Annotated in this window: 26 protein-coding genes and 1 other annotated feature; of the genes, 18 read left to right on the top strand and 8 right to left on the bottom strand. The window is 56.3% G+C overall.

The genetic code is table 11. The features are described from left to right. Positions 1-9: 9 nt before the first annotated feature. Positions 10-1,011, bottom strand: a complete 1,002-nt coding sequence (locus F3J31_RS15795; RefSeq protein ID WP_167214049.1) for a zinc-binding alcohol dehydrogenase family protein — start codon at positions 1,009-1,011, stop codon at positions 10-12. 108 nt (positions 1,012-1,119) lie between these two features. Between F3J31_RS15795 and F3J31_RS15790 the strand changes: the two genes are divergently transcribed. Then, complete coding sequence (locus tag F3J31_RS15790) at positions 1,120-2,019, top strand: LysR family transcriptional regulator (RefSeq protein WP_167214046.1); 900 nt, start codon at positions 1,120-1,122, stop codon at positions 2,017-2,019. A gap of 128 nt (positions 2,020-2,147) precedes the next feature. Here the strand turns inward: F3J31_RS15790 and ettA are convergent, their stop codons facing one another. Further along, a complete protein-coding gene (gene ettA, locus F3J31_RS15785) occupies positions 2,148-3,815 on the bottom strand; it encodes an energy-dependent translational throttle protein EttA (protein WP_003856515.1) in 1,668 nt (555 codons plus the stop codon). 227 nt (positions 3,816-4,042) lie between these two features. Here ettA and sltY point away from each other — a divergent pair, with 227 nt between their 5' ends. Both sltY and trpR read left to right on the top strand, forming a co-directional pair. Next, positions 4,043-5,980: a murein transglycosylase gene (gene sltY / locus F3J31_RS15780; RefSeq protein WP_167214043.1), complete on the top strand. Its 1,938-nt coding sequence runs from the start codon at positions 4,043-4,045 to the stop codon at positions 5,978-5,980. A 55-nt stretch (positions 5,981-6,035) separates the two neighbouring features. Next, positions 6,036-6,362 (top strand): trp operon repressor, encoded by a 327-nt coding sequence (gene trpR / locus F3J31_RS15775; RefSeq protein WP_047747961.1) that lies wholly within the window; start codon positions 6,036-6,038, stop codon positions 6,360-6,362. Here trpR and yjjX read toward each other — a convergent pair. Further along, positions 6,359-6,874, bottom strand: a complete 516-nt coding sequence (yjjX, locus tag F3J31_RS15770; protein WP_008502058.1) for an inosine/xanthosine triphosphatase — start codon at positions 6,872-6,874, stop codon at positions 6,359-6,361. The genes trpR and yjjX overlap by 4 nt on opposite strands. Positions 6,875-6,924: 50 nt before the next feature. On the opposite strand from yjjX, the gene gpmB reads away from it, so the two are divergent. After that, entirely contained in the window at positions 6,925-7,572 is a 648-nt protein-coding gene (gene gpmB / locus F3J31_RS15765) for a 2,3-diphosphoglycerate-dependent phosphoglycerate mutase GpmB (protein WP_008502057.1), read from the top strand. Here the strand turns inward: gpmB and robA are convergent. Then, positions 7,569-8,438, bottom strand: coding sequence for an MDR efflux pump AcrAB transcriptional activator RobA (gene robA, locus F3J31_RS15760; RefSeq protein WP_045907752.1), 870 nt, complete (start codon positions 8,436-8,438; stop codon positions 7,569-7,571). The genes gpmB and robA overlap by 4 nt on opposite strands. A gap of 211 nt (positions 8,439-8,649) precedes the next feature. Here robA and creA point away from each other — a divergent pair, with 211 nt between their 5' ends. Genes creA through creD form a run of 4 tightly spaced genes read left to right on the top strand, consistent with a single transcriptional unit; the run spans position 8,650 to position 12,657 of the window. Further along, positions 8,650-9,120 (top strand): protein CreA, encoded by a 471-nt coding sequence (gene creA / locus F3J31_RS15755; RefSeq protein ID WP_048225583.1) that lies wholly within the window; start codon positions 8,650-8,652, stop codon positions 9,118-9,120. A gap of 14 nt (positions 9,121-9,134) precedes the next feature. Then, positions 9,135-9,824, top strand: coding sequence for a two-component system response regulator CreB (creB, locus tag F3J31_RS15750; RefSeq protein ID WP_069720136.1), 690 nt, complete (start codon positions 9,135-9,137; stop codon positions 9,822-9,824). Further along, complete coding sequence (gene creC / locus F3J31_RS15745; protein ID WP_167214041.1) at positions 9,824-11,248, top strand: two-component system sensor histidine kinase CreC; 1,425 nt, start codon at positions 9,824-9,826, stop codon at positions 11,246-11,248. The genes creB and creC overlap by 1 nt, the downstream gene beginning before the upstream one ends. A gap of 56 nt (positions 11,249-11,304) precedes the next feature. Further along, on the top strand, positions 11,305-12,657 hold the full coding sequence (gene creD / locus F3J31_RS15740) for a cell envelope integrity protein CreD (RefSeq protein WP_167214038.1): 1,353 nt from the start codon (positions 11,305-11,307) through the stop codon (positions 12,655-12,657). Positions 12,658-12,704: 47 nt separating this feature from the next. Here creD and arcA read toward each other — a convergent pair whose 3' ends face one another. Further along, on the bottom strand, positions 12,705-13,421 hold the full coding sequence (arcA, locus tag F3J31_RS15735) for a two-component system response regulator ArcA (RefSeq protein ID WP_003856501.1): 717 nt from the start codon (positions 13,419-13,421) through the stop codon (positions 12,705-12,707). Positions 13,422-13,516: 95 nt separating this feature from the next. Here arcA and yjjY point away from each other — a divergent pair, with 95 nt between their 5' ends. From yjjY to F3J31_RS15700, 7 genes are all read left to right on the top strand, one after another. Beyond that, on the top strand, positions 13,517-13,657 hold the full coding sequence (yjjY, locus tag F3J31_RS15730) for a protein YjjY (RefSeq protein WP_085928893.1): 141 nt from the start codon (positions 13,517-13,519) through the stop codon (positions 13,655-13,657). A gap of 399 nt (positions 13,658-14,056) precedes the next feature. Further along, positions 14,057-14,743 (top strand): tRNA/rRNA methyltransferase, encoded by a 687-nt coding sequence (locus F3J31_RS15725; protein WP_045907754.1) that lies wholly within the window; start codon positions 14,057-14,059, stop codon positions 14,741-14,743. 211 nt (positions 14,744-14,954) lie between these two features. Continuing rightward, a complete protein-coding gene (thrL, locus tag F3J31_RS15720) occupies positions 14,955-15,023 on the top strand; it encodes a thr operon leader peptide (protein WP_015572623.1) in 69 nt (22 codons plus the stop codon). Further along, positions 14,962-15,079, top strand: a sequence feature (Thr leader region). (Overlaps the previous gene by 62 nt.) 24 nt (positions 15,080-15,103) lie before the next feature. Continuing rightward, a complete protein-coding gene (gene thrA, locus F3J31_RS15715; protein ID WP_045907755.1) occupies positions 15,104-17,566 on the top strand; it encodes a bifunctional aspartate kinase/homoserine dehydrogenase I in 2,463 nt (820 codons plus the stop codon). A 1-nt stretch (position 17,567) separates the two neighbouring features. After that, positions 17,568-18,497 carry a homoserine kinase gene (thrB, locus tag F3J31_RS15710; protein ID WP_048225593.1) on the top strand — a complete coding sequence of 310 codons (930 nt, stop codon included), beginning with the start codon at positions 17,568-17,570 and terminating at the stop codon, positions 18,495-18,497. 3 nt (positions 18,498-18,500) lie between these two features. Further along, complete coding sequence (gene thrC, locus F3J31_RS15705; RefSeq protein ID WP_023326668.1) at positions 18,501-19,787, top strand: threonine synthase; 1,287 nt, start codon at positions 18,501-18,503, stop codon at positions 19,785-19,787. A gap of 310 nt (positions 19,788-20,097) precedes the next feature. Further along, positions 20,098-20,400 (top strand): DUF2502 domain-containing protein, encoded by a 303-nt coding sequence (locus tag F3J31_RS15700; RefSeq protein ID WP_063620732.1) that lies wholly within the window; start codon positions 20,098-20,100, stop codon positions 20,398-20,400. A gap of 32 nt (positions 20,401-20,432) precedes the next feature. Here the strand turns inward: F3J31_RS15700 and yaaA are convergent, their stop codons facing one another. Next, a complete protein-coding gene (yaaA, locus tag F3J31_RS15695; protein WP_048225595.1) occupies positions 20,433-21,206 on the bottom strand; it encodes a peroxide stress protein YaaA in 774 nt (257 codons plus the stop codon). A 66-nt stretch (positions 21,207-21,272) separates the two neighbouring features. Continuing rightward, on the bottom strand, positions 21,273-22,703 hold the full coding sequence (locus tag F3J31_RS15690; protein WP_045907759.1) for a sodium:alanine symporter family protein: 1,431 nt from the start codon (positions 22,701-22,703) through the stop codon (positions 21,273-21,275). A gap of 262 nt (positions 22,704-22,965) precedes the next feature. On the opposite strand from F3J31_RS15690, the gene tal reads away from it, so the two are divergent. From tal to F3J31_RS15675, 3 genes are all read left to right on the top strand, one after another. After that, entirely contained in the window at positions 22,966-23,919 is a 954-nt protein-coding gene (tal, locus tag F3J31_RS15685) for a transaldolase (RefSeq protein ID WP_024907418.1), read from the top strand. 110 nt (positions 23,920-24,029) lie between these two features. Further along, positions 24,030-24,617, top strand: a complete 588-nt coding sequence (mog, locus tag F3J31_RS15680) for a molybdopterin adenylyltransferase (protein WP_008502044.1) — start codon at positions 24,030-24,032, stop codon at positions 24,615-24,617. Positions 24,618-24,739: 122 nt separating this feature from the next. Next, positions 24,740-26,062, top strand: coding sequence for an MFS transporter (locus F3J31_RS15675; RefSeq protein WP_048028554.1), 1,323 nt, complete (start codon positions 24,740-24,742; stop codon positions 26,060-26,062). On the opposite strand, the gene satP is transcribed toward F3J31_RS15675, so the two are convergent. Further along, a complete protein-coding gene (satP, locus tag F3J31_RS15670) occupies positions 26,039-26,605 on the bottom strand; it encodes an acetate uptake transporter (RefSeq protein WP_167214035.1) in 567 nt (188 codons plus the stop codon). The genes F3J31_RS15675 and satP overlap by 24 nt on opposite strands. Between the last annotated feature and the right edge of the window lie 49 nt (positions 26,606-26,654).

Here is a 26,654-nt window from a genome sequence, read left to right as displayed (position 1 = left end):
ACAAGCCACTCAGAACTCAATCACCACTTTCCCCCGCATATGCCCGTCCAGCACTTTACGGTGCGCCTCCGTAATGCTTTCCACGCTCAGCCCGTGCAGCGTTTCACTCAGTGAGCTTTCCACCACGCCGTTATCCACCAGCTTCGCCACCTCATTGAGGATCTCACCCTGACGCGCCATATCAGCGGTCTGGTACATGCTGCGGGTGTACATAAATTCCCAGTGCAGCGCGGCGGATTTCGACTTCAGCTTGTCCTGGTTCAGCGGGTGTTCATTCTCAACGATAGAACAGATATGCCCCTGCGGCGCAATCAGTTCGCTGACCGCCTCCCAGTGTCCGTCGGTATCGTTGAGGATGAAAATGTAATCCACAAAGTTCAGCCCGTGCTTCGCCAGTTCGCCTTTCAGATCGCGGTAGTTCACCACCACATCTGCACCGCGATCGCGGCACCACTGGGCGGAATCTTCACGGGACGCCGTTGCGATAACCTTTACCTTGCTGTTGTGCTTCGCAAACGGGATCGCCAGCGATCCCACCCCGCCCGCACCGCCGATGATCAGCAGGGTTTTGTCCGCACCGGCATCCTGAATATTCAGCCGTTCAAACAGTCCCTCCCACGCGGTGAGCGCGGTCAACGGTAGCGCAGCGGCAGCCGCCCAGCCGAGGCTTGTCGGTTTGTGCCCGACTATGCGCGCGTCGATCAGCTGGTGTGTGGTGTTGCTGCCCGGGCGGGTGATGTCCCCTGCATACCACACCTCATCTCCCGGTTTGAATCCGGTGACGCCAGTGCCAGCGGCTTTGACGATCCCGCTGGCATCCCAGCCGAGCACGCGCGGCTCTTTCAGCCCGTTTTTGGCAATGCCCGCGTGGACTTTGGTATCAACCGGGTTAACGGAGACGGCCTTCACCTCCACCAGCAGATCGTGCTCGCCGGGCTGTGGCATCGGTGGGGTGATTTCAATGAAGGTGGACGGATTTTCCGGGTTCACGGCAATGGCTTTAACTGACATGGTGTGCTCCTCAATGGCATGCGTTTTGTTGAGGCTAGTCTATTAAGTGGCCAGCTGCATGATAAGATGGACAATCAAGAACTCAGCGTTCGTACAGGATGAACAATCATGTTTAAACAGCTGCAGGATATGGCGCTTTTCGCGCTGGTGGCGGAGATGGGCAGCTTTACCGCGGCAGCCCAGAAAGCCGAACTGCCGAAATCCAGCGTCAGCCAGCGAATTAGCCAGCTGGAGCAGCAGGTGGGTATCCGCCTGCTTAACCGCACCACGCGCAGGCTAAACCTGACGTTTGCGGGCGAGCACTATCTGGTGCATTGCCGCGAAATGCTGGCGGCCAGCGAGCGGGCGGAGTATGCCATTCAGCGCCTGCGCGAAAACCCGAGCGGGCGGCTGCGCATCACCTGCCCGGCTGGGATAGGAGCAACGCTGCTGGCGCATATGAATGCCGAGTTCCAGCTTCGCTATCCTGAGGTTTCGCTGGACGTGTCGATCTCTGATGATGTGGTGGATCTGGTCGAGTCCGGCTTTGACGTGGCGCTGCGTACCGGCAAGCCGCAGGACTCCTCCCTGATTGGCCGAATGATCGGGCATTGTCCGCGCTACATGCTGGCCTCGCCGGACTATCTGGCGCGTCGGGCGCCGCTAACGCATCCCCGTCAACTGGTGGAGCACCGCAGCATTACGCACAGAGCCTGGTCGGAGTGGCTTCTGCGAAGCGAGAATGAGGATTACCGCTACCTGCCGGATAACGCGCATATGACCGATAATCTGGTGTACGCCCGCGAGTGCGCGATGGCCGGGGCGGGGATCACGCTGCTTCCTACATTTCTGCTGGAAGATAAGGTTGAAAAGGGCGCGCTGGTGCAGGTGCTGCCGGAGTGGAATGTTGAAGGCAACGACCTCTGGCTGGCCTACCCGAGCCGCAAGCTGAATTCGCCCGCGCTGATGAGCTATATTGAGTTTGCGATGCAGTTTGACGAGGTGAAGCGGTATTACGTGGGCAAATAAAAAAGCCGGGTGGCGGCTTCGCCTTACCCGGCCTACACACTGTGCGGCCTGATGCCCTCACCCTGGCCCTCTCCCACGGGGAGAGGGAACAACCATAAAAAACGGCAACCGAAGTTGCCGTTTTGCTTTTATTTCGCAATACGCTTGTACTTAATACGCTTCGGCTCCAGCGCGTCGGCGCCCAGCGTGCGTTTCTTGTACTCTTCGTATTCGGTGAAGTTACCTTCGAAGAACTCCACCTTACCTTCGTCCTGGTAGTCCAGGATGTGGGTCGCGATACGGTCCAGGAACCAGCGGTCGTGCGAGATAACCATCGCGCAGCCCGGGAACTCCAGCAGGGCGTTTTCCAGCGCGCGCAGGGTTTCGATATCCAGGTCGTTTGTTGGTTCATCGAGCAGCAGAACGTTACCGCCCACCTGCAGCAGCTTCGCCAGGTGCAGACGACCGCGCTCACCGCCGGACAGCTCGCCTACACGTTTGCCCTGATCGGTGCCTTTAAAGTTAAAGCGACCAACGTAGGCGCGGCTTGGCATCTCGGTGTTGCCGATACGCATGATATCCAGACCGCCGGAGACTTCTTCCCACACGGTTTTGCTGTTATCCATCGCGTCGCGGAACTGGTCAACGGAGGCCAGCTTCACGGTCTCACCCAGGGTGATAGAGCCGCTGTCTGGCTGTTCCTGACCGGACATCATGCGGAACAGGGTTGATTTACCCGCGCCGTTCGGACCGATGATGCCGACGATAGCGCCTTTCGGTACGGAGAAGGTCAGGTCGTCGATCAGCACACGGTCGCCGTAAGACTTACGCAGGTTGGTCACTTCAACCACTTTATCCCCCAGACGTGCTCCAGGTGGAATAAACAGTTCGTTGGTTTCGTTACGTTTCTGGTATTCGGTGTTGTTCAGCTCTTCGAAGCGTGCCAGACGGGCTTTGCCCTTAGACTGACGGCCTTTCGCGCCCTGACGCACCCACTCCAGCTCTTTCTCGATAGACTTACGACGGGCCGCTTCCTGAGACGCTTCCTGAGCCAGACGCTGATCTTTCTGCTCCAGCCAGGAGGAGTAGTTGCCTTCCCACGGAATACCTTCACCGCGGTCCAGCTCCAGGATCCAACCGGCGACGTTGTCGAGGAAGTAACGGTCGTGGGTGATCGCCACAACGGTGCCTTCGAAGTCGTGCAGGAAGCGCTCCAGCCACGCCACGGATTCCGCATCCAGGTGGTTAGTTGGTTCGTCGAGCAGCAGCATATCTGGTTTTTCCAGCAGCAGGCGGCACAGCGCCACGCGGCGGCGTTCACCCCCGGAGAGGTTCGCGATTTTTGCATCCCAGTCCGGCAGACGCAGGGCATCAGCCGCGCGCTCCAGCTGCACGTTCAGGTTGTGACCGTCGTGCGCCTGGATGATCTCTTCATACTTGCCCTGCTGTGCGGCCAGCTTGTCGAAGTCCGCATCCGGCTCGGCGTATTTGGCATACACTTCATCCAGACCTTTCAGGGCGTTAACCACTTCGGATACCGCTTCTTCAACGGATTCGCGAACGGTGTGTTCCGGGTTCAGCTGAGGTTCCTGCGGCAGGTAGCCAATCTTGATGCCAGGCTGCGGACGGGCTTCACCTTCGATGTCTGTATCAATGCCGGCCATGATGCGCAGCAGGGTGGACTTACCGGCACCGTTGAGACCCAGAACACCGATTTTTGCGCCCGGGAAGAAGCTCAGCGAGATATTTTTAAGAATATGACGTTTCGGCGGGACAACTTTGCCGACACGATGCATGGTATAAACGAATTGAGCCACGTTGGACTTCGCCTCTTTTATCGTAATGAGAAGGAATTTCAGCCTCGAAGTGTAGCCTTTTTCCCGCCCTAATCCCAGCCAGGAACGTCGGGAGTGTTAAAACGCGCAAGAAAGGTAAAAAAGTGTCCATGACGTGGCGCGTTGAAGGATGCCTGGTTAGCATAAGTTAATTAGACTTTGACGTGGCAAGACGCTGCAATTGACGAAAAAACAATGAGGAAGAGCTTGTGGAAAAAGCCAAACAGGTGGTCTGGCGTCTGCTGGCTGCCAGCGTATGCGTAATGGCGGTAAGCCAGGCGGTGCATGCCGATTCACTGGATGAACAACGTAGTCGCTACGCTCAGATTAAACAGGCGTGGGACAACAAGCAGATGGATACCGTTCAGGCGCTGATGCCGACGCTAAAGGATTATCCGCTGTATCCGTATCTCGAGTATCGCCAGATCACGGACGATCTCATGAACCAGCCAACCGTCACCGTGAATAACTTCATTCAGGCGAACCCGACCCTGCCGCCAGCCCGAAATCTCCAGTCTCGTTTTGTGAATGAGCTGGCGCGTCGCGAAGACTGGCGCGGACTGCTGGCGTTTAGCCCTGAAAAGCCGAATACCACCGAAGCGCAGTGTAACTACTACTACGCAAAATGGGCGACCGGCCAGCAGGAAGAGGCCTGGGCCGGGGCGAAAGAGCTCTGGCTGACCGGGAAAAATCAGCCGAACGCCTGTGATTCCCTGTTTGGCGCGTGGCGTGCTTCCGGCAAGCAGGACCCGCTGTCCTATCTTGAGCGCATCCGCCTGGCGATGAAGGCAGGCAACACGCGGCTGGTGACCACGCTGGCGGGGCAGATGCCGTCCGATTACCAGACGATCTCCACGGCGGTTATCTCGCTGGCAAACGATCCCAACAGCGTGCTGACCTTTGCCCGCAGTACGGGCGCGACCGATTTTACCCGCCAGATGGCGGCGGTAGCTTTTGCCAGCGTGGCGCGTGACGATGTAGAAAACGCACGACTGATGATCCCGCAGCTGGTGCAGGCGCAGCAGCTTAATGAGGAGCAAACCCAGGAGCTGCGCGATATCGTGGCGTGGCGACTGATGGGCACCGATGTGACCGACGAGCAGGCGCGCTGGCGAGACGATGCCATTATGCGTTCGAACTCCACGTCGCTGGTGGAGCGCCGCGTACGCATGGCGCTGGGTACGGGCGATCGTCGCGGGCTCAATACCTGGCTCGCGCGGTTGCCAATGGAGGCCAAAGAGAAAGACGAATGGCGCTACTGGCAGGCCGATCTGCTGATGGAGCGCGGTCGTGATGATGAAGCCAAAGAGATTCTCCATACGCTGATGCAGCAACGCGGGTTCTACCCGATGGCGGCCGCGCAGCGCCTGGGCGAGGAGTACACCTTCCGCATTGATAAGGCGCCCGCTAACGCGAACCCGGCGCTGACGCAGGGGCCAGAAATGGCGCGCGTTCGCGAGCTGATGTACTGGAATATGGATAACACCGCGCGCAGCGAATGGGCGAATCTGGTGACCAGCCGCACCACCGATGAAAAAGCCCAGCTTGCCCGCTATGCCTTTGATAACCACTGGTGGGATCTGAGCGTGCAGGCGACGATCGCCGGTAAGCTGTGGGATCATCTCGAAGAGCGTTTCCCGCTGGCTTATAAGGATCTGTTCGATCGCTACACCCGCGGCAAAGATATTCCGCAAAGCTACGCGATGGCGATTGCTCGTCAGGAAAGTGCCTGGAACCCGAAAGTCCGTTCCCCGGTGGGCGCCAGTGGCCTGATGCAGATTATGCCGGGCACGGCGACGCACACGGTGAAGATGTTTAACATCCCTGGATACAGCAGCCCGTCACAGCTTCTCGATCCGGATACCAACATCAATATCGGTACCAGCTATCTCCAGTATGTGTATCAGCAGTTCGGCAACAACCGCATCTTCTCATCGGCGGCCTATAACGCGGGACCGGGTCGCGTGCGCACCTGGCTCGGCAACAGCGCCGGACGCATCGACGCCGTGGCGTTTGTCGAGAGCATCCCGTTCTCGGAAACGCGCGGCTACGTGAAGAACGTGCTGGCCTATGATGCCTACTATCGCTACTTCATGGGGCAGAAAGATACCCTGATGAGCGATGCCGAGTGGCAGAGACGTTACTGATCGGCGTGGGTTGTGTTATGCTGTACTCGCTAAAGAGTACAAGAGGCAGCATAACATGACCCAGCATTCCCCGTATTCCTCGGCAATGGCCGAACAACGTCATCAGGAGTGGCTTCGTTTTGTGGAGTTGCTTCGCCAGTCTTACGAGCAGGATTTGCATTTACCCCTGATGCAGCTGATGCTCACGCCGGACGAGCGTGAGGCGCTGGGAACGCGCGTGCGGATCATTGAAGAGTTACTGCGCGGCGAGATGAGCCAGCGCGAGCTGAAAAATGAGCTCGGCGCGGGCATCGCAACGATTACCCGCGGATCGAACAGCCTGAAGTCGGCGCCCGTTGAGCTGCGTCAGTGGCTGGAAGCGGTGTTGTTGAAAAATACCTAACGATAAATCGCGTTATGGAACGGGCTTAACGCCAGGATCACCGCCTGATGGTAAACGCCTGAACGCGTCAGCGCGCCTGCGGTAAAGACGCCAATCGCCCCTTCTTTACGGCCAATCTCATCAATGCCGGTGTACTGCGACATCACCGGCCCGAGCGCTTCACCCGCACGCACTTTTTCCAGAATGATTTCCGGCAGGGGCAGGGTGGCCGAACGCGCTTCGCCGCGCTGTTCACGGCTTTCGATCACCACCCAGCTAAAGGTTGCACCTTCGTCGATACCGGCTTCAATCGCCACCCAAAAGTCCGCATCCGGTGCCGCAGCCCTGGCATTTGCCACGCGATTTCGTGCGCCAGCGCGCGTTTCCTCGCTGCCAAACGGCTGTTCAGGAACGCCACTCTCGACGCCGATGGCCTCAATATGGCAGGATCCTGCGCCGAAGATCTCGTCAAATGCCCTTAGAATTGCCTGAATTTTGGCAGGATTAGTGGTAGCAGAGACAACATGGTGCATAATTAAGCTCGATTCAAAAAAAACTCATCGCAGTATAACGGAAAAAAAGCATGTTACAGGTATACCTTGTTCGCCACGGTGAAACGCAGTGGAACGCCGAGCGACGTATTCAAGGCCAGTCAGACAGTCCTCTCACTGAGAAGGGTGTGCAGCAAGCGTGGCAGGTGGCAGAGCGTGCCAGAACGCTGGGCATTACCCACGTCATTACCAGCGATTTAGGTCGCACACAGCAGACGGCGCGCATCATCGCAGACGCCTGCGGCTGTGACGTCATGCTTGAGCCGCGCCTGCGCGAGCTGGATATGGGCGTGCTGGAAAAACGCCATATCGATACGCTGACGGAAACGGAAGAGGGCTGGCGCCGCACGCTGGTGAACGGTACCGAAGATGGCCGTATTCCTGAGGGCGAATCCATGCAGGAGCTCAGCGTACGTATGCATGCCGCCCTGGCGGAATGCCTGAAGCTTCCGGCGGGAAGCCGTCCGCTGCTGGTGAGTCATGGGATTGCGTTGGGTTGCCTGGTGAGCACCATTCTGGGGTTACCGGCTTACGCTGAGCGCCGTCTGCGTCTGCGTAACTGCTCCATTTCCCGAATTGATTATCAGGAAAGTGCGTGGCTGGCGTCAGGTTGGGTCGTGGAGATGGCAGGGGACATTTCGCATCTTGATGCCCCTGCGCTTGACGAACTGCAGCGTTAACGACGTATTGGAATCAAGAATTCCATACGCAGATTGATAGGGCCTTCTTCCGGTTTCGCATCCTGAGCCGGGTAATAGAGCTCAATGTCCTGACCTTTACGGCGATTCAGATTCAGCATCGGCATGCAGGTTCCGTAAACGGTCAGGATAAACTCCTGCACCCCCGTTCCCAGCCCTTCATAGGCGAACATCACGTATTCGCCGCCTTCCAGCACGACAGGCTTCGAACCCTGAATGTAGCCATTCGCCATCTCTGGCGTCAGCGCGGTGGTGTAGAACACCTCCTGCTCGTCGTCTTTTTCCTGGCTTGGGTGCGTTTCGTTGAGACCATACAGGATCGGCGGGATCGCCGGCGCGTGGCTCAGGAAGTCGCGCCAGAACTGAACGCGCATCTGATGACGGAACTCGGAAATCTGCTCCAGTGAACAGGAGTAGCTCTGCGTTGTGCCGATCAGATGGGTTTCCGGCAGGGTAATAATTTCATACTTCGGCATCGCGAACTCGCCCAGACGCAGCGGCGGACGCATGCCAAACGAGCTCCAGTCAGGCGAGCGACGATACAGCGCTGGCGTCAACGAGAACTGTTTTTTAAAGGCGCGGGTGAAAGTCTGCTGCGAATCGAAACGATATTGCAGGGCAATATCCAGAATCGGGCGCGCGGTCAGGCGCAGAGCCACAGCAGATTTCGATAAACGACGTGCGCGAATATAGGCCCCGATAGCATGACCGGTGACATCCTTGAACATCCTTTGCAGATGCCACTTGGAATAGCCTGCTTTAGCCGCCACATTATCCAGTGACAAAGGCTGGTCGAGATGACCTTCCAGCCAGGTGAGCAGGTCGCGAATAATTCCAGCCTGATCCATATACTATCCTCATCCTTAAAACAGCAGGTGCCTGATAACAGGTTAGCGGATAATAGCATTTTTTGATGTTTTAGCATTCAGTGTTTTTTTTGCGCATTCATGCTTTTTGCAGGGCATTATGGGCAAATATATTCTAATCCTGTGATCTTGCTACATTTTTGTCTAAAGTGTTGAATAATCGCTCAGTGTAATTTTAAAGAATGGTAACAATATGAAATACAAGACTTTGCTCTTCACCGCGCTGATGTTGATGGCCGGACGCGCTGCACAGGCGGAACAGATTGGTTCCGTCGATACCGTGTTCAAAATGTTTGGCCCGGACCACAAAATTGTCGTTGAGGCGTTTGACGATCCAGACGTGAAAAACGTCACCTGCTATGTCAGCCGTGCGAAAACAGGCGGTATCAAAGGCGGCCTGGGGCTGGCGGAGGACACCTCCGATGCGGCGATCTCCTGTCAGCAGGTGGGACCGGTTGAATTGAGCGATAAAATTAAAAACGGCAAAGCGCAGGGCGACGTGGTATTCCAGAAACGGACCTCGCTGGTGTTCAAAAAGCTGCAGGTTGTGCGTTTCTACGATGCCAAACGCAACACGCTGGCCTACCTTGCCTATTCTGACAAAGTGGTGGAAGGCTCACCGAAGAACGCGATCAGCGCGGTGCCGATTATGCCGTGGCATTAATTCAGGGATGAATCATGCAACAACCTGTGGTCTGGCTGGTTGAAGACGAAACCAGTATCGCCGATACGCTGATCTACATGCTTCAGCAGGAAGGATTCGCGGTAAAGGCGTTTGAACGCGGTTTACCCGTGCTGGAGGAGGCGCGGCGGCAGGTTCCGGCGCTCGCCATTCTGGATGTCGGACTGCCGGACATCAGCGGGTTTGAGCTTTGCCGTCGGCTGCTGGCGCAGCATCCCTCGCTGCCTGTGCTGTTTCTGACGGCGCGCAGTGATGAAGTCGACAAGCTGCTTGGCCTGGAAATGGGCGCTGATGACTACGTTGCGAAACCTTTCTCCCCTCGTGAAGTTTGCGCGCGGGTGCGGACTGTTTTACGGCGCATGCAAAAATCCGCTGCACCCTCAGAAACGTTGCGTATCGGGCAATTTGAACTGAACGAGCCTGCCGCGCGAATCAGCTGGTGCGGGGAAACATTGCCCTTGACCCGCTACGAATTCTTGCTGCTCAAAACCTTGTTACAGGCGCCCGGTCGGGTCTTTTCGCGTCAGCAGCTCATGGACAAGGTGTGGGGTGAAGACGGCGACAGTTTCGATCGTACCGTGGACACCCACATCAAAACCCTGCGCGCCAAGCTGCGGGCGGTGAACGAGGAGCTGTCCCCCATCAGCACCCATCGCGGTATGGGCTACAGTCTGGGCCTTTACTGATGCGCATTGGGATGCGGTTGCTGCTGGGGTATTTCCTGATCGTCGCCATCGCCGCGTGGTTCGTGCTGTCGATCTTTGTTCAGGAGGTGAAGCCCGGCGTACGCAGGGCAACCGAGGGCACGTTAATCGATACCGCGACCCTGTTGGCCGAAATCGGACGTGATGATTTGCTTTCGGGTCACGCGCAGCAGGGCAAGCTTGCACAGGCCTTTTCTCAGCTTCATCAGCGCCCATTTCGCGCCAATATTGGCGGTATTCATAAAGTGCGTAACGAGTATCACGTCTACATGACCGATGCGCAGGGCAGGGTCGTGTTTGATTCCGCTGGTCTGGCCGTGGGAAAAGATTACTCGCGCTGGAATGATGTCTGGCTGACGCTTCGCGGCGAATACGGCGCGCGCAGTACCCAGAGTCATCCCGACGATCCGGAAAGCACGGTGATGTATGTTGCCGCGCCGGTTGTGGATCAGGGCAAGATAATCGGCGTGCTGTCGGTGGGGAAACCGAACAGCGCGATGGCTCCGGTGATTCACCGCAGCGAGCGACGGATATTGTGGGCAGGCGGTGCGCTGCTCGGCATTGCCCTGCTGATTGGCTTGGCGGTGGCGTGGTGGATCAATCGATCTATCGGTACGTTATCGCGCTATGCCGACTCGGTAACCACCGATACGCCTCTCCCATTGCCTAATCCAGGCAGTAGCGAGCTGCAAAAGCTGGCACAGGCGCTGGAAAATATGCGTATTCGCCTTGAAGGGAAAAACTACATTGAACGCTATGTCCATGCGCTGACCCACGAGCTGAAAAGCCCGATTGCCGCCATACGCGGCGCGGCAGAAATTCTCTCCGAGCAGCCGCCGCCGCAGGTCGCCGCGCGGTTTATCGATAATATTCTGGTGCAAAATGCGCGCATGCAGTCGCTGGTTGAAAAGCTGCTCACTCAGGCGCGGCTTGAAAATCGTGTCGAGATTACGCCTGAAGCTGTCAGCGTTGACTCGCTCTTCACTCGGCTTGCAGACGCGCGAGCGACGCAGTTGGCAGCGAAAAAAATTGTGCTGACCCTTCAGCCGACATCGCTTTACGTGGCGGGCGATCCCGACCTTCTCGAGCAGGCGCTCGGCAATTTGCTGGATAACGCTATCGATTTCACCCCGCAGGGTGGCGCCATTGCGCTGGCGGCCCGGGAAGATCGCAGGCAGGTAGAGCTGATCGTCACCGACAGCGGAAGCGGGATCCCGGATTACGCGCTGGAGCGTATTTTTGAGCGCTTTTATTCCCTTCCGCGCGAGAACGGGTTAAAGAGCAGCGGGCTCGGGCTGGCGTTTGTTCAGGAGGTGGCGCGTCTGCATCAGGGAGAGATTACATTGCGTAATCGTGATGAAGGTGGCGTGATGGCCACGCTGAGACTTCACCGTCCCTTCACATAACTTCAAACTGGCCCCACATAGCCTGGTTACGCTCTCCTCATCACAAAGGAGACGTAATGATGAAATCCCCCCTGTTCTGGAAAGTTAGCACCCTTCTGGGGTGCATCCTGCTGCTGTTAGTCCCGCTTTTTATGGTCAGTAACCTGATATCAGAGCGAGAGAGCTACCGCAACGATGTTGAAAATACGCTGCGTCAGAGTACCAGCGGGCCGCAAAAACTGGTCGGGCCGCTGATTGCTATCCCGGTAACAGAGATTTTTTACAAGGTAGAGGATGAGAAGAAAGTCGAGTACAAGAAAAGCTATATGCATTTTATTCTGCCGGAGTCACTGGTTGTTGAAGGTAGCCAGCACGTTGAGTCCCGAAATATCGGGATCTATGACGGACAGATCTGGAACACCGATCTCAGGATAAAAGTGCGGTTCAGTACCGAGAAAATGGCGCAGCTTAAAGGGGAAACGATGACCCTTGGGCAACCGTTTATCGTTGTCGGCGTGGGGGATGCGCGGGGCATTGGCACGGTGAAAGTTTCCAGCATCAATGGCGAGGCGTTGAGCGTCGAGCCGGGGTCGGGTGTGGATGGTGCGCTTTCCGGTATTCATATTCCGCTGACTGACAAAACGCTGGAGTCAAAAACGTTTGCCCTGGAGATGTCCCTGAATCTGGCCGGAACGGGGAGTTTTGCCGTGGTTCCTGTGGGACGCAACAGTGAAATGACGCTCAACAGCAACTGGCCACATCCGGGCTTTATGGGTAACTATCTGCCGGTGAAACATAAAATTGGTGATTCTGGTTTTCAGGCGAACTGGCAGAGCAGCTGGTTTGCGAACAATCTTGAGAGCTGGTTTAACAGCAGTGAGTCGCCAGAGTGGGAATCAATCCCTGCTTTTAGCGTTACGGTAGCCACGCCTGCCGATCAGTATCAACTGACTGACCGTGCGATCAAGTACGCCATTTTGCTGATTGCGCTGACGTTTATGGCCTTCTTTGTCTTCGAAACCTTAACCGGATTACGCCTTCACCCGATGCAGTATCTGCTGGTGGGGCTGTCGCTGGTCCTGTTCTATCTGGTGCTGCTGGCGCTGTCTGAACACGTCGGGTTTACCCCCGCCTGGGTTGTTGCAAGTCTGGTTGGTGCAGCGATGAACGTAATGTACCTGCAGGCCGTTATGAAAAGCTGGAAGCGCAGCGGGCTGTTTGTACTGGCGCTACTCGGGCTGGATGTCGTGATGTGGTTCCTGCTGAGCTCGGAGGATAGCGCGCTGCTGTTGGGGTCAGCGGTTCTCGCGCTGGCGCTGTTTGCCGTGATGTACCTGACCCGGCATTTCGACTGGTACTCGCTCTCTCAGCCGAAGCGGCCTGAGCCACCAGCAGAGCCTGATTACGACACGATGCGGATCTGGAAATAAAAAAAAACGGCGCAAATGCGCCGTTTTTTAATGCGTTAACTGCGGGATTACTCCTGCAGGTCACCGCAGAAACGGTACCCTTCGCCGTGGATCGTGGCGATGATTTCCGGCGTATCTGGCGTAGATTCGAAGTGCTTACGAATACGACGGATGGTGACGTCTACGGTACGGTCGTGCGGCTTCAGCTCACGGCCGGTCATTTTCTTCAGCAGCTCTGCACGGGACTGGATCTTGCCCGGGTTTTCGCAGAAGTGCAGCATCGCGCGGAATTCACTGCGCGGCAGTTTATACTGCTCGCCGTTCGGGCTAATCAGCGAACGGCTATTGATATCAAGTTCCCAGCCGTTGAATTTGTAGCTATCAACGCTACGACGCTCTTCGCTGACCGTGCCCAGATTCATGGTACGGGACAGCAGGTTGCGTGCACGAATGGTTAACTCGCGAGGGTTGAACGGCTTGGTGATGTAATCATCCGCACCGATTTCCAGGCCAAGAATTTTATCAACTTCGTTATCACGGCCCGTCAGGAACATTAACGCGACGTTCGCCTGCTCGCGCAGTTCGCGCGCCAGAAGAAGACCGTTTTTGCCCGGCAGGTTGATATCCATGATCACCAGGTTGATATCATTTTCAGAAAGGATCTGATGCATCTCTGCGCCATCGGTCGCTTCAAAGACATCGTAGCCTTCTGCTTCGAAAATGCTCTTCAACGTGTTGCGTGTTACCAACTCGTCTTCAACGATAAGAATGTGCGGGGTCTGCATGTTTGCTACCTAAATTGCCAACTAAATCGAAACAGGAAGTACAAAAGTCCCTGACCTGCCTGATGCATGTCGCAAATTAACATGATCGGCTTAACGTGACTAAAGTACGTAATTGCGTTCTTGATGCACTTTCCATCAACGTCAACAACATCATTAGCTTGGTCTTGGGTACTTTCCCTTTGGACCCGACAGTGTCAAAAACGGCTGTCATCCTAACCATTTTAACAGCAACATAACAGGCTAAGTGACACCAGACACCCAATAAAACTACGCTTCGTTGACATATATCAAGTTCAATTGTAGCACGTTAACAGTTTGATGAAATCATCGTAGCCGAATGCTAGCCTTTGTCACAATTTTTCAATAAACCAACTAGTTGCGGACATTGATTTATAAACGAAGCGAATCCAATCAGAATAGGGTATTCATGTCGCTATTATCATTATAAAACATAAGGATAATAGTGTTCTGTTAACATTCTAACTGATTGTTCAGACACAGAATAGTTTAGCGTTTTTAATTTGTTATGAAACGCTATTTCGGTGATTTGTGTTGCAATTTTGTAAATTCGCGCTGCGTAATATGTTGAAGTGCATCACATTTTTACCGGCTAACTGATTAAAAAGAGAGCATAAATGCATCTGTCGATTGTACTGGTTGCCCCAGCCAGAGCAGAAAATATAGGCGCAGCGGCGCGTGCCATGAAGACCATGGGTTTTACCGATTTGCGTATTGTGGACAGCACGGCCCATCTGGAACCCGCCGCCCGTTGGGTGGCGCACGGATCGGGAGATATTCTCGATAATATAACCACTTACGCTACGCTTGCCGATGCGCTGCACGATATTTCGTTTACCGTCGCAACCACGGCGCGCAGTCGGGCGAAGTTCCACTACTATGCCACGCCAGCGGAGCTGGTGCCGATGCTCAGCGAGAAAAGCCAGTGGCTGGAGAAAGCGGCGCTGGTGTTTGGGCGTGAAGATTCCGGATTAACCAATGAAGAGCTGGAACTGGCGGACGTGCTGACGGGGGCACCGATGGTCGCGGATTATCCGTCCCTCAATTTAGGCCAGGCGGTCATGGTGTATTGCTATCAATTAGCATCCTTAATACAAATTCCCCCGTCGCAAAATACAGGAACCGATGAAAATCAGCTTGCAGCACTTCGCGCGCGCGTAGAAAACCTGCTCGTGCATCTGGGGGTGGCGGACGATCAAAAAATGGCTGACTGGTTGCAGCAGCGTTTGGGGCGTCTTGAACAGCGGGACACCGCCATGCTGCACCGTTTGCTACACGATATTGAAAAAAAATTGGCCGAGTAAAACACTGCCATAAGTTTTTACTATGGCGAATAAGTCTGTCTGGATGGGTTGCACATGGGGGAATCGGATGAAAATAAATCTGCACACAGCGGGACGTGAGAGTCTCCCGAATTGTGATCAAATTAAAAATTCGTTGACTTAAGGTGCCCGATCCTTTAACCCTAAAAGAATACAGCACAGACAGATAATAATGACAGAGTACACAACATCCATGAAACGCATCAGCATCACCACCATTACCACAACCATCATCATTACCACAGGTAACGATGCGGGCTGACGCGTACAGGAAAAACAGAAAAAAGCCCGCACCTAGACAGTGCGGGCTTTTTTTTCGGCTAAAGGAAACGAGGTAGAACCATGCGAGTGTTGAAGTTCGGCGGTACATCAGTGGCAAATGCAGAACGTTTTCTGCGTGTTGCCGATATCCTGGAAAGCAACGCCAGGCAGGGGCAGGTTGCGACCGTGCTCTCTGCCCCGGCAAAAATCACGAACCATCTGGTGGCGATGATTGAAAAGACCATCGGTGGTCAGGATGCACTTCCGAACATCAGCGACGCAGAGCGTATCTTCGCTGACTTACTGCAAGGGCTGGCAGAGGCGCTGCCTGGCTTCCCGCATGCGCAGCTGAAGTCCTTCGTTGAGCAGGAATTCGCGCAAATTAAACATGTCCTGCACGGCATCAGCCTCCTCGGCCAGTGCCCGGACAGCATCAACGCGGCGCTGATTTGTCGCGGTGAAAAACTCTCTATCGCCATCATGGCGGGCGTGCTGGAAGCGCGCGGCCATAGCGTGACCGTGATCGATCCCGTTGAAAAACTGCTGGCGGTGGGCCACTACCTCGAATCCACCGTTGATATTGCCGAATCAACCCGCCGTATCGCCGCCAGCAAAATTCCGTCTGACCACATGATCCTGATGGCGGGCTTTACCGCCGGTAACGAGAAGGGCGAGCTGGTGGTGTTGGGCCGTAACGGCTCCGACTACTCCGCCGCCGTGCTGGCTGCCTGCTTACGTGCGGACTGTTGCGAGATTTGGACTGACGTCGACGGCGTCTATACCTGCGACCCGCGCCAGGTACCGGACGCCAGGCTGCTGAAGTCGATGTCGTACCAGGAAGCGATGGAGCTTTCCTACTTCGGCGCCAAAGTGCTTCACCCGCGTACCATCTCCCCGATTGCCCAGTTCCAGATCCCTTGCCTGATTAAAAATACCGGTAACCCGCAGGCGCCGGGTACGCTGATTGGCGCGAGCACCGATGAGGACGGTCTGCCGGTGAAAGGCATCTCCAACCTCAACAATATGGCGATGTTCAGCGTCTCCGGTCCGGGGATGAAAGGAATGGTCGGCATGGCGGCACGCGTGTTTGCGGCCATGTCCCGCAACGGTATTTCGGTGGTGCTGATCACCCAGTCCTCTTCCGAATACAGCATCAGCTTCTGCGTGCCGCAGGCTGACTGCCTGCGCGCCCGCCGCGCGCTGGAGGAAGAGTTCTATCTGGAGCTGAAAGAAGAGCTGCTGGAGCCGCTCGCGATTCAGGAGCGTCTGGCGATCATCTCCGTGGTGGGCGACGGTATGCGCACCCTGCGCGGTATCTCCGCCAAATTCTTTGCCGCGCTGGCGCGCGCCAATATCAATATCGTGGCGATTGCCCAGGGCTCGTCAGAGCGTTCAATTTCTGTTGTCGTCGATAACGACGATGCCACCACCGGCGTTCGCGTGGTTCACCAGATGCTGTTTAACACCGATCAGGTCATCGAGCTGTTCCTGATTGGGGTGGGTGGCGTGGGCGGCGCGCTCCTGGAGCAGGTGAAGCGCCAGCAGGCGTGGCTGAAGAAGAAACACATCGACCTGCGCGTCTGCGGGATCGCGAATTCCAAAGCGCTGCTGACCAACGTCCACGGCCTGAACCTGGAAAACTGGCAGGCCGAGATGAAGGAGGCAAAAGAGCCGTTCAACCTGGGCCGCCTGATCCGTCTGGTAAAAGAGTATCACCTGCTTAACCCGGTCATCGTCGACTGCACTTCGAACCAGGCGGTGGCCGACCAGTACGCGGACTTCCTGCGCGAAGGTTTCCACGTGGTGACGCCGAATAAAAAGGCCAACACCTCGTCGATGGATTACTATCACCAGCTGCGTCTGGCGGCGAGCAAGTCGCGCCGCAAGTTCCTGTACGACACCAACGTGGGGGCGGGCCTGCCGGTTATCGAGAACCTGCAGAATCTGCTTAACGCGGGCGACGAACTGCAGCGTTTCTCCGGCATTCTCTCCGGCTCGCTGTCGTTTATCTTCGGCAAGCTGGATGAGGGGATGAGCCTCTCGGAAGCCACCCGCGCCGCGCGCGAGCTGGGCTATACCGAGCCGGATCCGCGTGACGACCTTTCCGGTATGGACGTGGCGCGCAAGCTGCTGATCCTTGCGCGCGAAACGGGCCGTGAGCTTGAGCTTTCCGATATCGTGATTGAACCGGTCCTGCCGGCAGAATTTGACAGCAGCGGCGATGTTGGCGCCTTTATGGCCAGTTTGCCGCAGCTTGACGACGCGTTTGCCGCTCGCGTTGCAAAAGCCCGTGATGAAGGTAAGGTATTGCGCTATGTTGGCAACATTGAAGAAGATGGCGTGTGCCGGGTGAAGATTGCCGAAGTGGATGGCAACGACCCGCTGTACAAAGTCAAAAACGGCGAAAACGCCCTCGCGTTTTACAGCCACTATTATCAGCCACTGCCGCTGGTGCTTCGCGGCTATGGCGCAGGGAACGATGTTACGGCGGCGGGTGTGTTTGCCGATCTGCTGCGTACCCTGTCATGGAAGTTAGGAGTTTAACATGGTCAAAGTTTATGCCCCGGCTTCCAGCGCGAATATGAGCGTCGGATTCGACGTGCTGGGTGCGGCGGTGACGCCGGTGGATGGTTCGCTGCTGGGTGATACGGTGACGGTGGAAGCGGCAGACAGCTTCAGCCTGAACAACGTGGGCCGCTTCGCCAGCAAGTTACCGTCCGACCCGCGCGAGAACATCGTCTATCAGTGCTGGGAACGTTTTTGTCAGGAGATCGGCAAAAACGTGCCGGTCGCCATGACGCTGGAAAAAAGTATGCCGATCGGCTCGGGTCTTGGGTCCAGCGCCTGTTCGGTGGTCGCCGCGCTGGTAGCAATGAACGAGCATTGCGGCAAGCCGCTGAACAACAACCGCCTGCTGGGCTTAATGGGCGAGCTGGAAGGGCGTATCTCCGGCAGCATTCACTATGACAACGTGGCGCCGTGCTTCCTCGGCGGCATGCAATTGATGATCGAAGAAAATGGCATCATCAGCCAGCAGGTGCCAGGGTTTGATGAGTGGCTGTGGGTGCTGGCCTATCCGGGTATCAAGGTTTCAACTGCGGAAGCGCGTGCGATCCTGCCCGCGCAGTATCGTCGTCAGGACTGTATTGCCCACGGGCGTCATCTGGCGGGCTTTATCCACGCCTGCTACACCCGCCAGCCGCAGCTGGCGGCCAAACTGATGAAGGACGTCATTGCCGAGCCGTACCGCACGAAGCTGCTGCCCGGCTTTAACGAGGCGCGACAGGCATCAATGGATATCGGCGCGCAGGCGTGCGGCATCTCCGGCTCCGGCCCGACGCTGTTCGCCCTGTGCGACAAGGCAGACACTGCGCAGCGCGTGGCGGACTGGCTCTCTAAACACTACCTGCAAAATCAGGAAGGCTTTGTTCATATTTGCCGTCTGGACACGGCTGGCGCACGAGTACTGGGATAATTAATGAAACTCTACAACCTTAAAGATCATAACGAGCAGGTCAGCTTCGCGCAGGCGGTGACTCAGGGACTGGGCAAAAATCAGGGGCTGTTTTTCCCTCATGACCTGCCGGAATTCCAGCTGACCGAGATTGATGACCTGCTTAAGCAGGATTTTGTCACCCGCAGCACCAAAATTCTGTCCGCGTTTATCGGCGATGAAATTCCGCAGGAGCTGCTGGAAGAGCGCGTACGCGCGGCATTCGCGTTCCCGGCGCCGGTTCAGCAGGTTGAGCCTGACGTCGGCTGTCTGGAGCTGTTCCACGGCCCGACCCTGGCGTTCAAAGACTTCGGCGGCCGCTTTATGGCGCAGATGCTGACCCACATCAGCGGCGACAAGCCGGTGACCATCCTGACCGCAACCTCCGGCGATACCGGCGCGGCGGTAGCCCATGCGTTCTACGGCCTGAAAAACGTCCGCGTGGTGATCCTCTATCCGAAAGGTAAAATCAGCCCGCTGCAGGAGAAACTGTTCTGCACCCTCGGCGGCAACATTGAAACCGTGGCAATTGACGGTGATTTCGATGCCTGCCAGGCGCTGGTCAAGCAGGCCTTCGACGACGAAGAGCTGAAGGTGGCGCTGGGTCTGAACTCCGCCAACTCCATCAACATCAGCCGTCTGCTGGCGCAGATCTGCTACTACTTCGAAGCGGTGGCGCAATTGCCGCAGGAAGCGCGCAACCAGCTGGTGATCTCCGTGCCGAGCGGTAACTTCGGTGACCTGACGGCGGGCCTGCTGGCAAAATCCCTGGGGCTGCCGGTGAAACGCTTTATCGCCGCCACCAACGCCAACGACACCGTGCCGCGCTTCCTGAAAGACGGGAAGTGGGCGCCGAACGCCACGCAGGCGACCCTCTCCAATGCGATGGATGTGTCACAGCCAAACAACTGGCCGCGCGTGGAAGAGCTGTTCCGCCGTAAGATCTGGCGTCTGGGCGACCTGGGCTATGCCGCGGTGACGGATGAGACCACCAAATCCACCATGCGCGAGCTGAAGGCGGTGGGGTATACCTCTGAACCGCACGCGGCGATTGCCTACCGCGCGCTGCGCGATCAGCTTAATCCGGGTGAATACGGCCTGTTCCTGGGAACCGCACATCCGGCGAAGTTCAAAGAGAGCGTGGAGGCGATTCTGGGCGAAACGCTGCCGCTGCCAAAAGAGCTGGCCGAGCGTGCCGACCTGCCGCTGCTGTCTCATGAGCTGCCGGCAGACTTTGCCGCGCTGCGTAAGCTGATGATGACTCGCGCATGATTTTTTGTCGGGTGGCGGCTACGCCTTACCCGACCTACAACCAATGATGACGCGTGCGTGATTGTGTTGCCCGGTGGTGGCTATGCCTTACCGAGCCTACAACGACGAACAAATCGTAGGCCGGGTAAGCGAAGCGCCACCCGGCTTTTTTTATGGAGAAATTAAGGAGAAAAATAGCAGGGAAAAAGTAGAAATTCCCAATAAATGCGGTCACTTAGCGTTTAGGATTGCAGAGAATAACATCCCCCGTTCCCCTCGCGTACTCTCCTTACATCGGCCCACGTTGGGCAAAGATAATAAGGAGTCACCGATGTCTACACTGAAACCTGTGCTGATTGCGCTTTCACTGATGCTGGTCGCTCCCATGGCGGTACAGGCATCCGAAATCACCCTCGTACCTGCGGTCAAATTGCAGATTGGCGACCGGGATAATAACGGGCATTACTGGGACGGCGGCCGCTGGCGCGACCACGACTGGTGGAAAGCGCATTATGACTGGCGCGATAACCACTGGCGCCCACATGATGAGCATCGTAAACACGACGATCGTCACGATGACCATCACCACGATGACCGCCACGACGATCGCGGCCCGGACTGGAAACACCACTAATGCAAAACCCCGCCAGCTGGCGGGGTTTGTTTTTACTGCTCGTGGCGCTTAAACACCAGTTCGCCTTTCCCTGACGACGCCTCGTCAAAGAAGTAGCCTTCACTGTTGAAGGCGGTTAGCTGCTCCGGCTTCGTCAGGCGGTTCTGGATAATGTAGCGGCTCATCAGGCCACGCGCTTTCTTGGCGTAGAAGCTGATCACTTTGAACTTACCGTTCTTCTCGTCAAGGAATACCGGCTTGATGATGTCGGCATCCAGTTTTTTCGGCTTCACCGACTTGTAATATTCATCGGACGCCAGGTTAATCACTACGTTATCGCCCTGTGCGTGCAGCGCCGCATTCAGCTTATCGGTGATGATATCGCCCCAGAAATGGTAAAGGTCTTTGCCTTTGGCATTCTCCAGACGAATCCCCATCTCCAGACGGTACGGCTGCATCAGATCCAGCGGGCGCAGTACGCCGTACAGACCCGACAGCATGCGCAGATGCTGCTGGGCAAAATCGAAATCGGCTTCGCTAAAATCTTCCGCCTGCAGGCCGGTATACACGTCGCCTTTAAATGCCAGAATCGCCTGACGAGCGTTGGCAGGGGTGAAATCCGGATGCCATTCATGAAAGCGGGTCGCGTTAAGGTCTGCCAGCTTGTCGCTGATGCTCATCAGCGAGGCGATTTGCGGCGCAGAGAGCTTACGCGCTTCGCGGATCAGCTGTTGCGAATAGTCCAGCAGTTCAGGCTGGGTATAGCGTTCGGTGGCGAGCGGGCTCTGGTAGTCGAGCGTTTTTGCAGGTGAAATCAGAATCAGCATATCCAGTCCTTGCAGGAAATTTAGAGCGACTTTAGCAAAAAATCGCCCCGAATTGATCGATAGCTGTTATTGCCGCGGCAAATCATCCCACGTGCCGGGGGCAAGCTGCGCCTTGATATCGGGATAGCGGGCGGGATCAAAGACCGGCGGAACGCCGAGTTTGCGCTGACGCAGATAGTCTCTGGCAATCAGGGTCACCACGGGCGAGAGCAGCAGGATTGCCGTGAGGTTAGTGATCGCCATTAGCGCCATAATGATATCGGCCAGCTGCCAGACCAGCGGCATACTGAGCAGGGAGCCTGCAATCACCATCAGGATGACCCCCAGGCGCAGGGTTCCGATTGCGGCGCGGGAGTCGAGTTTCAGGAAAATAAGGTTATTTTCGGCGTAAAGGTAATTCACCACTATCGAACTGAAGGCAAACAAGATCAGGATGAGCGAGACAAATCCGGCTCCCCAGCCGCCGGTCAGGTTGACCAGCGCCTGCTGGAGAAGCTGTATCCCGACGGTGCCCGACGCGTGCGGTACGGGGCCTGCCAGCAGCAAAATCATGGCGCTGGCGGAACAGATAATAATGGTATCGGTAAAGACGCCAATCATCTGCACAATGCCTTGTGCGGCCGGGTGCGGCGGCCAGGAAGAGGCGGCGGCGGCCGCGTTGGGGGTTGACCCCATACCGGCTTCATTGGAGAACATGCCCCGTTGAAAACCCGCCATCAGCGCCTGGCTGAAGGTGTAGCCCAGCGCCCCGGAGGCCACTTCGCGCCAGCCAAAGGCGCTTTTGACGATGGTGGCAATCACGCCCGGCACCTGGTCGAGATGCAGTGCGGCAACGAACAGGCTCGCGGCAACCCAGAGCAGCGCCATAATGGGCACCAGCCACTGCATCAGGCGAGCGATGCCCTTGAGACCGACCGAGATGGTAAGCAGAACGACGAGGGCTAAAGCGAGACCCGCGATCCACTCGGGGCAGGAGAAGGCATAGCGCAGGGCGTTGGCAACCGAGTTCGCCTGGACGGTATTAAAAATAAGACCGTACGCGAGCAGTAAAAAAACCGAGAACAGGACGCCCATCCAGCGCATCCCTAAGCCACGCGCCATGTACCAGGCAGGACCACCGCGAAACTGGCCGTGTTTATCTTTCTCTTTGTAGAGTTGTGCAAGCGAACTTTCGGCAAAGGAGGTAGCCATCCCGAGTAGCGCCGTCACCCACATCCAGAAGACCGCGCCCGGCCCACCGGCGCTGATGGCCAGCGCAACGCCCGCCAGATTTCCGCTGCCGAGGCGAGCCGCGAGGCTGGTACAGAGCGCCTGGAATGACGTTAATCCGCCCGGCTGAGGCGTGACGCTGTTTTTCAGACTTCTGCCAAACTTGCGAATATAGCGAAACTGGATAAACCCACTGCGTAGCGTAAACCAAATCCCTGCTCCCAGAAGCAGGTATATCATTATCGAACCCCAGAGGACTTCGTTAATAAAGAAAAAGAAATCAGGCATTAACGTCCCTCTTGTTGATGCCAATGTGAATATGTAAGCGCTACCACTGATTGGGCATGCTGTTGCTTAGCAGCCTGTTAATATTTCCAGTTTATCATACTCTGCCTAAGCGCACTGTCTGCGGTTGCGCTACCCCTCCGTCGTGTTATCATCAGGGCAGACCGGTTACATCCCCCTAACAAGTAAACCTGTCATTTTTCCGCTGCAGGCATGCTGTCGGTAGCGTGAATTATCCAGGGCACGTTAAAAGAGAAACACTATCATGACGGATAAATTGACCTCCCTTCGTCAGTTCACCACTGTCGTAGCTGACACCGGAGATATCGCGGCAATGAAGCTTTACCAGCCGCAGGATGCCACAACCAACCCTTCTCTGATCCTTAACGCCGCACAGATCCCTGAGTATCGCAAACTGATTGACGACGCAGTGACCTGGGCGAAAGCGCAGAGCAATGACCGCGCGCAGCAGGTTGTGGATGCCACTGACAAACTGGCAGTGAACATCGGTCTGGAGATCCTGAAACTGGTTCCTGGCCGTATCTCTACCGAAGTGGATGCGCGTCTCTCCTACGACACCGAAGCGTCTATCGCCAAAGCGAAACGTCTGATCAAAATGTACAACGACGCGGGCATCAGTAACGACCGTATCCTGATCAAACTGGCTTCTACCTGGCAGGGTATTCGCGCGGCAGAGCAGCTGGAAAAAGACGGTATCAACTGTAACCTGACCCTGCTGTTCTCCTTCGCGCAGGCGCGTGCTTGTGCAGAAGCCGGCGTATACCTGATTTCTCCGTTCGTAGGCCGTATTCTGGACTGGTACAAAGCCAACACCGATAAGAAAGAGTACGCACCGGCTGAAGATCCAGGCGTGATTTCTGTGACTGAAATCTACGAATACTACAAACAGCATGGCTATGAGACTGTGGTTATGGGCGCAAGCTTCCGTAACGTCGGTGAAATCATCGAGCTGGCTGGCTGTGACCGCCTGACCATCGCGCCTGCGCTGCTGAAAGAGCTGGCAGAAAGCGAAGGTACCCTGGAGCGTAAACTGTCCTACACCGGTGAAGTGAAAGCACGCCCAGAGCGCATCACTGAATCCGAGTTCCTGTGGCAGCACAACCAGGATCCAATGGCGGTAGACAAGCTGGCGGACGGTATCCGTAAGTTTGCTGTTGACCAGGGCAAACTGGAAAAAATGATCGGCGACCTGCTGTAATCATTCTGCGTGACCGGGCTCCCGGTCACGCGACTTCTTTCGTCCCCTGTCTGAATCCCCTCTCTGCGTGTATCATTCCCTTTAATCAGTACTCTTTGAATGGAATGGATATGAATACCTTACGCATCGGCTTAGTGTCGATTTCTGACCGCGCCTCCAGCGGTGTTTACCAGGATAAAGGCATCCCCGCTCTGGAAGCGTGGCTGGCCAGTGCACTGACTACCCCGTTTGAGATCCAGACTCGCCTGATTCCCGACGAACAGCCGATCATCGAGCAGACCCTGTGTGAGCTGGTGGATGAGATGAGTTGTCACCTGGTGTTAACCACCGGCGGAACCGGCCCCGCGCGCCGCGACGTGACGCCGGACGCGACGCTGGCGATTGCCGATCGTGAAATGCCTGGCTTCGGCGAACAGATGCGCCAGATCAGTCTACACTTTGTTCCGACGGCCATTCTTTCCCGCCAGGTGGGGGTGATCCGCAAGCAGGCGTTGATCCTGAACCTGCCGGGCCAGCCGAAGTCGATCAAAGAGACCCTGGAAGGGCTTAAAGCGGAAGACGGCAGCGTCATCGTTCACGGCATCTTTGCAAGTGTACCGTATTGTATACAGCTGCTTGACGGCCCGTATGTCGAAACCGATGAGAAAGTGGTAGCAGCTTTTCGTCCTAAAAACGCGCGTCGCGAAACAATCTCCTGAAATTAATCAATATGTGACATAAGCTGAAGCGGCGATAGCGTGGTAACGGTTTTACGGTATAGTAATTTTTTCTTTACGATTGCTGTAAAAATAAATCCACAATACACGCATAATGGTTCGCTATGTCACATAACACCCGACCTCTGAATCGACAGGATTACAAAACCCTCACGCTCGCGGCCTTAGGCGGCGCGCTGGAGTTTTACGATTTCATTATCTTCGTCTTCTTCGCCGCCGTGGTGGGGGAGCTCTTCTTCCCGGCAGATATACCGGAGTGGCTGCGTCAGGTGCAAACCTTCGGCATTTTTGCCGCCGGGTATCTGGCGCGTCCGCTGGGCGGCATTATCATGGCCCACTTTGGCGATCTGGTCGGCCGTAAGAAGATGTTTACCCTAAGCATCCTGCTGATGGCGGTACCCACGCTGGCAATTGGTCTGTTGCCTACCTATGCCTCGATGGGCATTCTCGCGCCGTTGCTGCTGTTACTGATGCGCGTGCTTCAGGGCGCGGCAATTGGCGGTGAAGTGCCGGGCGCGTGGGTGTTTGTCGCGGAGCATGTTCCGGCGCGCCGCATTGGTATCGCCTGTGGAACCTTAACGGCGGGGCTGACGGTCGGGATCCTGCTCGGCTCGGTGGTCGCAACCATTGTGAATACCAGCATGACGCAGCAGGCTGTGCACGACTGGGGGTGGCGTATTCCGTTCCTGCTGGGCGGGGCATTTGGTCTGGTCGCGATGTACCTGCGCCGCTGGCTGCAGGAGACCCCCATTTTCCTCGAAATGCAGCAGCGCAAAGCGCTGGCGCAGGAGCTGCCGGTGAAGGCGGTCGTGGTACGCCATAAAAAAGCGGTGGTGGTATCGATGCTGCTCACCTGGCTGCTCTCGGCGGGCATTGTGGTAGTGATATTGATGTCCCCAGTCTGGCTGCAAAAGCAATACGGTTTCGCCCCTGCCGTGACGCTACAGGCAAACAGTATCGCGACAATCATGCTCTGCTTTGGCTGTCTGGCCGCCGGGCTGGCGGCGGATCGTTTCGGTGCCAGCGTCACCTTTATTGTCGGCAGCCTGTTACTGGCCGCTTCAAGCTGGGCGTTTTACCATCTGGCAGGCAGCCATCCTGAACAGTTGTTCCTGCTGTACGGCGTGGTAGGGCTGTGCGTGGGCGTTGTCGGGGCGGTACCGTACGTGATGGTGCGCGCGTTCCCGCCAGAGGTTCGCTTCACCGGGATTTCGTTTTCCTACAACGTGTCGTATGCCATTTTCGGTGGGCTGACGCCGATTGCGGTGACGGTCCTGATGGGCGTGTCTCCCATGGCTCCGGCCTGGTACGTGCTGGCGCTGTCGGTGATGGGGCTGGGATTAGGGATTTGGCTGGGGCAGAAGAAGGGATGTCGTGCCCGCGAGGCGGACACGACAGAAGGATCAGTGTTTTTCACCAATCGGTAGCACGGTGCGGTCAAACTGCTCGTTCAGCACTTCACTCATTGCAAGGTAGATAGCGCTCGCGCCGCAAACCAGACCAATCCAGCCTGCAACATGAACGATGCCTTCGTTATCCACGAGGTGACCGATTGCCAGCAGGGCGAACAGGACGGTCAGGCTCAGGAAGACGAACTGCAGCATGCGGTTGCCTTTCAGGGTACCGAAGAACATGAACAGGGTGAAGATGCCCCACAGGCCCAGATAAACGCCCAGGAAGTGGGCGTTTGCCGCGTCTGCCATACCCATTTTAGGCAGCAGCAGAATGGCAACCAGGGTCAGCCAGAAAGAACCGTAAGAGGTGAAGGCGGTTAAGCCGAAGGTATTGCCTTTTTTATATTCCAGCAGGCCCGCGAAAATTTGCGCGATACCGCCGTAAAAAATGCCCATCGCCAGGATGATGCCATCCATCGGGAACATCCCGATATTGTGCAGGTTCAGCAGAATAGTGGTCATGCCAAAACCCATCAGGCCCAGCGGAGCCGGATTAGCCAACTTAGTGTTGCCCATAAGTCCTCAAAAAAATCATCATTAATATGGTGAAATGGTTAAACCCGCG

Origin of the sequence: Enterobacter sp. Acro-832 (assembly GCF_011752745.1) — a bacterium.
Classification (GTDB): Bacteria; Pseudomonadota; Gammaproteobacteria; order Enterobacterales; family Enterobacteriaceae; genus Enterobacter; species Enterobacter quasiroggenkampii.
Note: the sequence above shows the minus strand (reverse complement) of the source record. Positions and strands in the feature narration are given on the sequence as shown.

What these genes read in the sequence shown, in the direction of transcription:
- F3J31_RS15795 (WP_167214049.1), bottom strand. Translation starts at nt 1,011, where the DNA reads ATGTCAGTTAAAGCCATTGCCGTGAACCCGGAAAATCCGTCCACCTTC.
- F3J31_RS15790 (WP_167214046.1), top strand. Translation starts at nt 1,120, where the DNA reads ATGTTTAAACAGCTGCAGGATATGGCGCTTTTCGCGCTGGTGGCGGAG.
- trpR (WP_047747961.1), top strand. Translation starts at nt 6,036, where the DNA reads ATGACCCAGCATTCCCCGTATTCCTCGGCAATGGCCGAACAACGTCAT.
- yjjX (WP_008502058.1), bottom strand. Translation starts at nt 6,874, where the DNA reads ATGCACCATGTTGTCTCTGCTACCACTAATCCTGCCAAAATTCAGGCA.
- gpmB (WP_008502057.1), top strand. Translation starts at nt 6,925, where the DNA reads ATGTTACAGGTATACCTTGTTCGCCACGGTGAAACGCAGTGGAACGCC.
- robA (WP_045907752.1), bottom strand. Translation starts at nt 8,438, where the DNA reads ATGGATCAGGCTGGAATTATTCGCGACCTGCTCACCTGGCTGGAAGGT.
- creA (WP_048225583.1), top strand. Translation starts at nt 8,650, where the DNA reads ATGAAATACAAGACTTTGCTCTTCACCGCGCTGATGTTGATGGCCGGA.
- creB (WP_069720136.1), top strand. Translation starts at nt 9,135, where the DNA reads ATGCAACAACCTGTGGTCTGGCTGGTTGAAGACGAAACCAGTATCGCC.
- creC (WP_167214041.1), top strand. Translation starts at nt 9,824, where the DNA reads ATGCGCATTGGGATGCGGTTGCTGCTGGGGTATTTCCTGATCGTCGCC.
- creD (WP_167214038.1), top strand. Translation starts at nt 11,305, where the DNA reads ATGATGAAATCCCCCCTGTTCTGGAAAGTTAGCACCCTTCTGGGGTGC.
- arcA (WP_003856501.1), bottom strand. Translation starts at nt 13,421, where the DNA reads ATGCAGACCCCGCACATTCTTATCGTTGAAGACGAGTTGGTAACACGC.
- F3J31_RS15725 (WP_045907754.1), top strand. Translation starts at nt 14,057, where the DNA reads ATGCATCTGTCGATTGTACTGGTTGCCCCAGCCAGAGCAGAAAATATA.
- thrA (WP_045907755.1), top strand. Translation starts at nt 15,104, where the DNA reads ATGCGAGTGTTGAAGTTCGGCGGTACATCAGTGGCAAATGCAGAACGT.
- thrB (WP_048225593.1), top strand. Translation starts at nt 17,568, where the DNA reads ATGGTCAAAGTTTATGCCCCGGCTTCCAGCGCGAATATGAGCGTCGGA.
- thrC (WP_023326668.1), top strand. Translation starts at nt 18,501, where the DNA reads ATGAAACTCTACAACCTTAAAGATCATAACGAGCAGGTCAGCTTCGCG.
- F3J31_RS15700 (WP_063620732.1), top strand. Translation starts at nt 20,098, where the DNA reads ATGTCTACACTGAAACCTGTGCTGATTGCGCTTTCACTGATGCTGGTC.
- yaaA (WP_048225595.1), bottom strand. Translation starts at nt 21,206, where the DNA reads ATGCTGATTCTGATTTCACCTGCAAAAACGCTCGACTACCAGAGCCCG.
- F3J31_RS15690 (WP_045907759.1), bottom strand. Translation starts at nt 22,703, where the DNA reads ATGCCTGATTTCTTTTTCTTTATTAACGAAGTCCTCTGGGGTTCGATA.
- tal (WP_024907418.1), top strand. Translation starts at nt 22,966, where the DNA reads ATGACGGATAAATTGACCTCCCTTCGTCAGTTCACCACTGTCGTAGCT.
- mog (WP_008502044.1), top strand. Translation starts at nt 24,030, where the DNA reads ATGAATACCTTACGCATCGGCTTAGTGTCGATTTCTGACCGCGCCTCC.
- F3J31_RS15675 (WP_048028554.1), top strand. Translation starts at nt 24,740, where the DNA reads ATGTCACATAACACCCGACCTCTGAATCGACAGGATTACAAAACCCTC.
- satP (WP_167214035.1), bottom strand. Translation starts at nt 26,605, where the DNA reads ATGGGCAACACTAAGTTGGCTAATCCGGCTCCGCTGGGCCTGATGGGT.